Annotated in this window: 9 protein-coding genes; all 9 read left to right on the top strand. The window is 37.9% G+C overall.

All coding sequences use genetic code 11. The features are described from left to right. Positions 1 to 117 precede the first annotated feature (117 nt). The 9 genes from K6V43_RS03265 to K6V43_RS03225 all read left to right on the top strand — a co-directional run bounded on the left by K6V43_RS03265 (position 118) and on the right by K6V43_RS03225 (position 7,053). Positions 118 to 300 (top strand): hypothetical protein, encoded by a 183-nt coding sequence (locus tag K6V43_RS03265; RefSeq protein WP_222381629.1) that lies wholly within the window; start codon positions 118 to 120, stop codon positions 298 to 300. Between the two features lie 79 nt (positions 301 to 379). Further along, positions 380 to 1,009, top strand: a complete 630-nt coding sequence (gene upp / locus K6V43_RS03260; protein ID WP_024391947.1) for a uracil phosphoribosyltransferase — start codon at positions 380 to 382, stop codon at positions 1,007 to 1,009. A gap of 101 nt (positions 1,010 to 1,110) precedes the next feature. Beyond that, complete coding sequence (locus tag K6V43_RS03255; protein WP_228380341.1) at positions 1,111 to 1,722, top strand: ATP-dependent Clp protease proteolytic subunit; 612 nt, start codon at positions 1,111 to 1,113, stop codon at positions 1,720 to 1,722. Between the two features lie 116 nt (positions 1,723 to 1,838). Then, a complete protein-coding gene (locus K6V43_RS03250) occupies positions 1,839 to 2,126 on the top strand; it encodes a DUF2129 domain-containing protein (protein ID WP_024404850.1) in 288 nt (95 codons plus the stop codon). Positions 2,127 to 2,290: 164 nt separating this feature from the next. Beyond that, complete coding sequence (locus K6V43_RS03245; RefSeq protein WP_024404851.1) at positions 2,291 to 3,460, top strand: ABC transporter substrate-binding protein; 1,170 nt, start codon at positions 2,291 to 2,293, stop codon at positions 3,458 to 3,460. Between the two features lie 281 nt (positions 3,461 to 3,741). Continuing rightward, positions 3,742 to 4,629 carry a branched-chain amino acid ABC transporter permease gene (locus tag K6V43_RS03240; RefSeq protein ID WP_024391943.1) on the top strand — a complete coding sequence of 296 codons (888 nt, stop codon included), beginning with the start codon at positions 3,742 to 3,744 and terminating at the stop codon, positions 4,627 to 4,629. Between the two features lie 2 nt (positions 4,630 to 4,631). Then, on the top strand, positions 4,632 to 5,579 hold the full coding sequence (locus tag K6V43_RS03235; RefSeq protein ID WP_222381625.1) for a branched-chain amino acid ABC transporter permease: 948 nt from the start codon (positions 4,632 to 4,634) through the stop codon (positions 5,577 to 5,579). Further along, the gene (locus K6V43_RS03230) at positions 5,579 to 6,343 is read left to right on the top strand and encodes an ABC transporter ATP-binding protein (RefSeq protein ID WP_024391941.1); all 765 of its coding nucleotides are present in this window, start codon (positions 5,579 to 5,581) and stop codon (positions 6,341 to 6,343) included. Before K6V43_RS03235 ends, K6V43_RS03230 begins: the two co-directional genes overlap by 1 nt. Next, positions 6,343 to 7,053 carry an ABC transporter ATP-binding protein gene (locus K6V43_RS03225; RefSeq protein WP_024391940.1) on the top strand — a complete coding sequence of 237 codons (711 nt, stop codon included), beginning with the start codon at positions 6,343 to 6,345 and terminating at the stop codon, positions 7,051 to 7,053. Before K6V43_RS03230 ends, K6V43_RS03225 begins: the two co-directional genes overlap by 1 nt. Positions 7,054 to 7,725 lie beyond the last annotated feature (672 nt).

Genomic DNA, 7,725 nt, shown 5'->3' with positions numbered 1-7,725 from the left:
TACAACGCCGTACAACACAAGAAAAAGGTTTAAAAAATCGTTGAAAAATTCAATTATATCAAGCAATTGAAGTGGTTTATTAAAAAATTAAGTGATAAAGTCGGGAATAGCTCGGTAATGGCTTACCGTAAATATGATGAACAGGATGATTTCATCATTCTGGTAAATTTCACAAGTGATGAGCAAGCCTTCGAAGTATCGAGCGAGGGATATTCCCTGTTTATGCATAATTACGAAGAGGCTGCATTTTTGGCTGGACAATTATTGAGACCGTATGAGGCAATCGTTCTCAAAAAATAAGATAATTTTCAACATTCACGAGCTTTTTTCTTGAATTTTTGGTAAAATAGAAAAAACAAAAAAGAGAGGTTTTATCATCATGGGTAAATTCCAAGTCATTTCACACCCACTCATTCAGCATAAATTGTCTATCCTTCGTAGAACAACAACTTCTACAAAAGATTTCCGTGAGTTGGTCAATGAAATTGCCATGTTAATGGGCTACGAAGTGTTGCGTGACTTGCCACTTGAAGATGTGGAAATTGAAACACCGATTACAAAAACAGTTCAAAAACAAATTGCAGGTAAGAAATTAGCTATTGTGCCAATTCTTCGTGCTGGTATTGGTATGGTCGATGGTTTGCTTAGCTTGGTTCCGGCTGCTAAAGTTGGTCATATTGGTATGTACCGCGATGAAGAAACCTTACAACCAGTTGAATACCTTGTGAAATTGCCAGAAGATATTGATCAACGCCATATCTTGGTAGTAGACCCAATGTTAGCAACTGGTGGTTCAGCAATTCTTGCAGTGGATTCCTTGAAAAAACGTGGAGCTTCAAATATTAAATTTGTTGCCTTGGTATCCGCTCCAGAAGGTGTGAAAGCACTTCAAGATGCACATCCAGATATCGATATCTTTACAGCAGCCTTGGATGAAAAACTCAATGATAAAGGCTATATCGTTCCAGGTCTTGGAGATGCTGGTGATCGCCTTTTCGGTACTAAATAATCTCCGTAAGAAATCAGTTAAGCTGATTTCTTTTTTTCTGGTTTTAAATCGTGTTTTTTATTTGACCAATTTTGACTATTCCTATATAATGGGAAAAGAAAATCTCGAAAAGGAGTAAATTTATGATTCCAGTAGTTATTGAACAAACTAGTCGCGGTGAGCGCTCGTATGATATTTATTCACGTTTGCTGAAAGACCGTATCATTATGTTGACAGGTCAGGTTGAGGATAATATGGCCAATTCGATCATTGCCCAATTGCTTTTCCTAGATGCACAAGATCCAACAAAAGATATTTATCTCTATGTAAATACACCAGGGGGTTCTGTTTCTGCAGGTCTTGCCATCGTGGATACAATGAACTTCATTAAAGCAGACGTACAGACAATTGTAATGGGTACTGCAGCAAGTATGGGAACAATCATTGCTTCAAGTGGTACAAAAGGCAAACGTTTCATGCTTCCTAATGCAGAATACATGATTCACCAACCAATGGGCGGAACTGGTGGTGGTACGCAGCAAACTGACATGGCAATTGCAGCAGAACACCTCTTAAAAACTCGTAACAAGTTAGAAAAAATCTTGGCGGATAATTCAGGTAAGACAGTCAAACAAATCCATAAGGATGCAGAGCGTGACTATTGGATGTCTGCTGAAGAAACCTTGGCATACGGCTTTATCGACCAAATTATGGATAATACAAAGACTAAGTAAAGTTGTTTCTCAAAAATTATTCTTACATGCTCCGGCGATCGACTTGATTGTTGGAGCTTTTCATTTTTAATTGAAAGCGGTATAATATAGGAAGAATCAATTTTAGAGGAGTTGACATGTTTGAGAAGAAAGATCGGATTAGTTTAACAGTATATTTACATTATAACCGTGATGCCCGTAAATTAAATCAATACGGAGATATCGTCTATCACTCCAAACGCTTACGCTATGTTCTTGTCTATATGGATCAAGATAAATTAGATGTGGCCATTACAAAACTAAAGAAAGAGAAGTTTGTTAAAAAATTAGTTCCTTCGTATATTAAAGAATTGGATCAAAACTTTGTAGGTAGTCTATGGCGTGAACCGATTGATAAGCCAGAGCCAGCTCACATATCGTCATAATGGTAATATGGAGTCATCAGTAATGATGGCTTTTTTTGTGAATTATTTGGGGAATTATTAAAAGTTTAATTTTTTTAAAAATTTTGATCATTTGTATTGACAATTTTCAGATAATTCTGTATATTAGATACATGTTAAATTTAAGAAAGTTTTAAGGTATTTTCATGAAAACAAGAAAATTTGCAGTAGCAATCGCTACATTTGCTTCAGCAGCTCTCCTTGCTGCCTGTGGCAATGTTTCAACAACCACTACATCCGCAGCTGGTTCAACTGTTGGGGAAACATTTAAAATCGGTTATAACTTGGAGTTATCTGGTGCTGTTTCATCTTATGGTCAGACAGAAGAAAATGGTGCCAACCTTGCAGTAAAAGAAATCAATGCTGCTGGTGGTATTGATGGCAAAAAGATTGAAGTTATCACAAAAGACAATAAATCTGAAACCGCTGAAGCTGCAACTGTTGCAACAAGCTTAGCGAGTGAGGGTGCAAACGTCGTGATCGGCCCTGCTACATCAGGAGCTTCAGCAGCATCTATTCCAGCTTTGACTTCAGCAGGTGTTCCAATGATTTCTCCTTCAGGTACACAAACAAACTTGGTTGAAAATGATAAAGGTGAGGTACAAGAATACTTCTTCCGTACAACCTTTACAGATGGATACCAAGGTGAAATCATGGCTAAGTACGCTACTGAAAACTTGTCAGCTAAGAAAGTTGTTCTTTACTTTGACAACTCATCTGATTACGGTAAAGGTGTAGCTGAGGCCTTCAAGAAAGCTTACACAGGAGAAATTGTTTCAGAAATTACATTTGCTTCTGGTGATAAAGACTTCCAAGCTGCATTGACAAAATTGAAAGATAAAGAATTCGATGCTATCATCATGCCAGGTTATTACAATGAAACTGGTACAATTGTGAAACAAGCGCGTGGTCTTGGTATCGAACAGCCAATCCTTGGTTCAGACGGTTTCGACTCTCCACAATTTACTGAATTGGCAACAGCTTCAGCAGCTTCAAATGTTTACTACCTTTCAGCATTTGTAACATCAGCAAGTGAAAAAGCACAAGCATTCTACGATGCATATGTGAAAGAATACAACGAAGAGCCATCAATGTTCTCAGCTCTTGCATATGACTCAGTTTATATGGCAGCAGAAGCAGCGAAAGGTGCAAAAGATTCAGCAGCTGTGAAAGATAACCTTGCAGCTTTGAAAGACTTCGAAGGTGTAACTGGTACCATGTCTATTGATGAAAGCCATAATGTTGTGAAATCAGTTTATGTTGTTGGTTTGACAAATGGTGAACAATCTTCAGTGGATACAATTTCAGTTGACTAATAAAAAGATAGAAGAGGGATTTCCCTCTTTTTTCAAATTATGTTATTTTTGCTATATCGCTTAGAAAGTATTTATTCTTCTGTTTGTACAAATTGATCATACGAATTTTAAGGAATCAATGCAGACTTTTTGAGTGGACATAACTGTTTGATTAGCTCAGATTGATTTTACCCCTTATGTGGTTGATGAATGGTATTCGAACTTGCTTATTTTCAGAAAATTTTGTATAATGCAATAATGCTTACTGAGCTTGAAAAATATTTAGAAAGATTGGTGAACCTATGCTTCAACAACTTGTCAATGGTTTGATTCTTGGTTCTGTTTACGCACTATTAGCCCTTGGGTATACCATGGTGTACGGAATCATCAAACTCATTAACTTTGCCCACGGTGACCTATACATGATGGGTGCGTTTATGGGGTATTTTCTATTAAATAATTTAACGTTTATTGGGGATGGAGGAACTCGTTTCTTTATTGCACTTATTCTGGCAATGGTAGGAACAGCTATTCTCGGTGTTGTAATAGAGTTTTTGGCCTATCGTCCTTTGCGAAATTCAACACGTATTGCTGCCTTGATTACAGCTATTGGTGTTTCTTTCTTCTTGGAATACACTATGATTAAGTTCTTTTCAGCTGATGTTAAAGCATTCCCACAAGCAATTGAGGCAGTAACCTTCCACTTGGGTCCAGTTTCTGTAACCAATATTCAGTTGATTATTCTTGGTGTCTCATTGTTCTTGATGATCGCTCTGCAATTAATCGTGAAGCGTACAAAAATGGGGAAAGCCATGCGTGCGGTTTCAGTTGATAGTGATGCAGCACAGTTGATGGGGATTAACGTAAACCGTACAATCAGCTTTACTTTTGCTCTCGGATCAGCCCTTGCTGGTGCAGCCGGTGTTCTTTTAGGCCTTTATTACAACCAAATTGAGCCTTTGATGGGGATGACACCAGGTTTGAAAGCCTTCGTTGCTGCGGTATTGGGTGGTATTGGTATTATTCCAGGTGCAGCTCTTGGTGGATTTGTTATCGGTATTATTGAAACCTTCACCTATGTGATTAGTTTAGATACATTCCGTGATGCAATCGTGTACGCTGTGCTTATTATCATCCTCTTGGTACGTCCGAGTGGTATCCTTGGTAAGAATGTGAAAGAGAAGGTGTAACCATGAAGCAAAATTTAAAAGTTAATGCGATTTGGTTGGCTATCTTATTAGCTGGTTTTGGTCTGATTCAAGGTCTTGTTGCAGCAGGGATTTTAAACTTTTACTATATCCAAATTGTTCAACAAATCGGTATTCAAATTATCTTGGCAGTCGGTTTGAACTTGATTGTTGGTTTCTCTGGTCAATTTTCTCTCGGTCATGCTGGCTTTATGGCTATTGGAGCATATTCTGTCGGGATTATTGGTAAAATGATGCCATCTTACGGTGGATTTGCTGTTGCGTTGGTTGTTGGAATGTTGATTTCAGGTGTAGTTGCTTTGTTGGTCGGTATCCCAACCTTGCGCCTAAAGGGTGACTATCTTGCAATTGCGACTCTTGGTGTTGCTGAAATCATTCGTATTTTGATTATCAACGGTGGAAGTCTTACCAACGGTGCAGCTGGTATCATGTCTATTCCACTCTTTACAAGCTGGCCATTAGTTTATATTTTTGTTATTATCACAACCTTGGTAACCGTAAACTTCTTACGTAGTCCAATGGGAAGAGCAACGATTTCAGTTCGTGAAGACGAAATTGCGGCTGAGTCTGTAGGTGTCAATCCAACATTTGTTAAGGTTTCAGCCTTTGTCTTCGGTGCAATGACAGCAGCCATTGCAGGTGGTCTCCACGCAGGTTATGTTGGTACAATTGTTCCTAAAGACTTTGCCTTTATGACTTCAGTGAATATTTTGATTGTCATTGTATTGGGTGGTTTGGGCTCTATCACAGGTACCTTTGTAGCAGCTATTGTACTGGGAATCTTGAATGTCTTCTTGAAGAGTTATTCAGATATTTCTATGATCATTTACTCATTGGCACTGATTCTCTTGATGATCTTCCGTCCTGGTGGTCTTTTAGGAACCAAAGAATTTAGCGTAGCAGCTCTACTCAAGAAGAAGGAGGTTAAGTAATGGTATTACTTGAAGTAAAAGATTTAACCAAGAACTTCGGTGGACTAACTGCTGTTGGTGATGTAACCATGGAGCTCCATGAAGGAGAATTGGTTGGGCTTATCGGACCTAACGGTGCTGGTAAAACAACGCTTTTTAACCTTTTAACCGGAGTTTATGAACCGAGCGAAGGTACAATCACTCTTGCTGGTACACTTTTAAATGGTAAAGCACCATCAAAAATTGCCTCACTTGGTCTTGGTCGGACATTCCAAAATATCCGACTCTTTAAAAACATGACCGTTTTAGAAAATGTTTTGATTGGTCTTGGCAACCATGGGAAAGCTGAAGTTTTTGCAAGTTTTTTCCGTCTTCCAGCTTTCTATAAGAATGAAGAATCCCTGAAAACAAAGGCGATTGAACTTTTGAAAATTTTTGATTTGGATGGCGATGCAGATACTCTAGCTAAAAACCTTCCATATGGTCAACAACGACGTTTGGAAATCGTTCGTGCCCTTGCGACTGAACCAAAAATTCTTTTCTTGGATGAGCCGGCGGCTGGTATGAACCCACAAGAAACAGCAGAATTGACTCAACTCATCCGTAAAATCAAGGAAGAATTCAACATCACGATTATGTTGATTGAACATGATATGAGTCTGGTTATGGAAGTTACAGAGCGAATTTATGTATTGGAATATGGCCGTTTAATTGCGCACGGAACTCCTGCAGAAATCCGTAGCAACAAACGTGTTATTGAAGCATACCTCGGAGGTGAAGCCTAATGTCAATGTTAAAAGTTGAAAATTTATCGGTACATTATGGCGTCATTGAGGCGGTAAAAAATGTATCATTTGAAGTAAACGAAGGAGAGGTCGTTACCTTGATTGGTGCCAATGGTGCAGGTAAAACCTCCATCCTTCGTACCATTTCTGGACTTGTTCGTCCATCTTCAGGAACGATTTCTTTCCTGGGAAATGAGATTCAAAAAGTTCCGGCCCGTAAAATTGTAGCAGATGGTTTATCACAAGTTCCAGAAGGCCGTCATGTTTTTGCAGGTTTGACTGTTATGGAAAACTTGGAGATGGGTGCCTTCCTACGCAATAATCGTGAAGAGAACCAAGCCAATTTGAAGAAAATATTCGCTCGTTTCCCACGTTTGGAAGAACGTAAGAACCAAGATGCGGCAACTCTTTCAGGTGGTGAGCAACAGATGTTGGCCATGGGACGTGCTCTCATGAGCCAACCAAAACTCTTGCTCCTTGATGAACCTTCAATGGGACTAGCACCAATCTTTATTCAAGAAATTTTTGATATTATCCAAGATATTCAAAAACAAGGCACAACCGTCCTCTTGATTGAACAAAATGCCAACAAAGCCCTCGCCATCGCAGACCGCGGCTACGTCCTCGAAACAGGCAAAGTCGTCCTCACAGGAACAGGAAAAGAACTCCTCGCCTCAGAAGAAGTCAAAAAAGCATATCTGGGTGGCTAAAATGAGGCTGACGCCTCATTTTAGGTTGGAAATGGGAACTGCCGGCAGGCAGTTTTCTTTATATCAAGGTCCGGGGGACCTTTTAAAGTTGGAGATTGGGACCGTCGGTATATGGATGACTTTTTCCCAAAAATGATTAAAGTGAATTGGAAAAAAGCAAAGCATAATGTATATATGTATAATTTTGTCGACGATTCTAAACTATTTGATAAATGCTTATTTTTTATGACAAAACTCTTGCAAAGTAATTAAAAAGAGAATATAATAACAATATAAATTTTGTATTTAGATAAATATTTTATTTTTATAAATTAACAATTAATAAGTTATTCTTCCTTCCAAAACGGTTTACGCAGTAAGCCGTTTATTTATTTATTTTTTTTTGTGGGGTCTCTTTCTCAAAAGTTTTACTTAATGACTTCACTTAGCACATTAATATTAAACTTTAGTGAAATGAAGTAAAATTTGAAAATGCAATCGATTTCGTCATTTTCTCAAATATTGGATTGTCTTGAATTATTAAATCTAGAAATATTTATAAACTAAATAATAATTTTTGTTGAAATGGCTAAATATTTCCATTATTTGCTAAATTTACCTATAAATTCGTTATTATTTGTGTAAAAAATTTTAAATTTTTACACGAAAACGATTGCAAAAAAAATAAAAAGT

Source organism: Streptococcus suis (genome assembly GCF_019794615.1).
Classification (GTDB): Bacteria; Bacillota; Bacilli; order Lactobacillales; family Streptococcaceae; genus Streptococcus; species Streptococcus suis_AI.
The sequence above is the reverse complement of the archived record's forward strand: the minus strand, read 5'-3'. Positions and strand labels throughout refer to the sequence as shown.